This is a genomic window from Mesorhizobium sp. WSM4844 (genome assembly GCF_055811775.1).
The window spans coordinates 1-1,466 of sequence record NZ_JBVVQB010000131.1; the positions used below are offsets into that span (position 1 = coordinate 1).

At 66.7% G+C, this 1,466-nt stretch carries 1 pseudogene; it reads left to right on the plus strand.

What is annotated here, in order from left to right:
* Positions 1 to 261: 261 nt before the first annotated feature.
* Positions 262 to 1,466: pseudogene (locus AC0L2A_RS36025) on the plus strand (IS110 family RNA-guided transposase); the annotation flags it as partial.

Genomic DNA, 1,466 nt, shown 5'->3' on the forward strand with positions numbered 1-1,466 from the left:
GGTATGATCATGACGGTGCCATCCGATCCCCGCTGGAGATGAGCGATTTTCGGCGTATGGTGCGACCATCCGGGACAGGGGCACCGGGAGCACGCCAAGTGCGGGCAGGCCGATGTATTCGATGAGCTGCGAGCTCGCGTTAGTAGCTGGCCGCCCCTGCGACCTGCCCGGTTGCGCCGAGAGCGCGGATCCGTAGGTGTCGCGTCGCCCGCCGGCTCCCGACTGTTTGAGGAGAGGGAGCCGATGAGACGTGTGATTGGAATGGACATCCACCGCACCTTTGCGGAGGTGGTGGTTTGGGAAGACGGCCAGCTGCGCCATCACGGGCGGGTCGACATGACCCGCTCGGGGCTGGAAGGGTTCGGCCGCAGTTTGCGACGGACGGATGAGGTTGTCGTCGAGGCTACGGGCAACGCCATGGCGGTGGTGCGGGTTCTGTCGCCCTATGTCGACCCCGGGTGATTGTCGCCAACCCGATGCAGGTGAAGGCGATCGCCCATGCCAGGATCAAGACCGACAAGATCGATGCCGGCGTTCTGGCGCAGCTCCATGCCAGCGGCTTTCTGCCGGAGGTCTGGGTTCCCGATGAGCGGACTGAGCGGTTGCGCCGCCTCGTCGCGCGACGCAACCAGGTCGTGCGGCATCGCACGCGAGTGAAGAACGAGGTGCATGGCATCCTGCAGGCGCACCTCGTGCCGAAGTGCCCGCATGCTGATCTGTTCAACCGTCGGGGTCGCGCCTGCTCGAGCGGCAGGTGGTTCCCGACGACGAGCGGGCCGCTATCGCCCGCCACATCCGCGAGATCGACCGCCTGGCCGAGGATCTGGCTGACCTCGATCGCGACATCGCCCGGGAAGCGGTTGATGATGTGCAAGTCCGGCGGCTTCAGACGATCACCGGCGTCAATGCCATCGTCGCGAGCGGTATCATCGCCGCCGTCGGCGACATCCGGCGGTTCCGCGAGCCGCAGAGGCTGGTGAGCTACTTCGGCCTCAATCCGCGTGTGCGCCAATCCGGTCTTGGCTTGGCGCAATATGGCCGGATCAGCAAACATGGGCGTTCCCATGCCCGCGCCATGCTGGTCGAGGCCGCCTGGGCGGCGGCGAAGGCGCCCGGACCGCTCAGGGCCTTCTTCCTGCGCATCCGCAACAAGCGCGGCCATCAGGTCGCCGCCGTGGCGGTCGCCCGCAAGCTCGCGGTGTTGATCTGGCATCTGCTGACAAAGGAGCAGGACTACTTCTGGGCTCGCCCGGCGCTGGTGGCGGCAAAGCAGAGGCAGCTCGCTCTCAAGGCTGGCGCGCCGGGGGAGCGCGGTGTCGGTCGCCGCGGTTCGGCTTACGCCTACAACGTGAAGGAGTTGCGAAACAGCGAGAAAGCCGCGGCCGAGAATGCCGAGCGTGCCTACGAGCTGATGGTTCGGCATTGGCGGCCACGCGGGCCGAAGCGGCGCACGGACGCCACAAAGG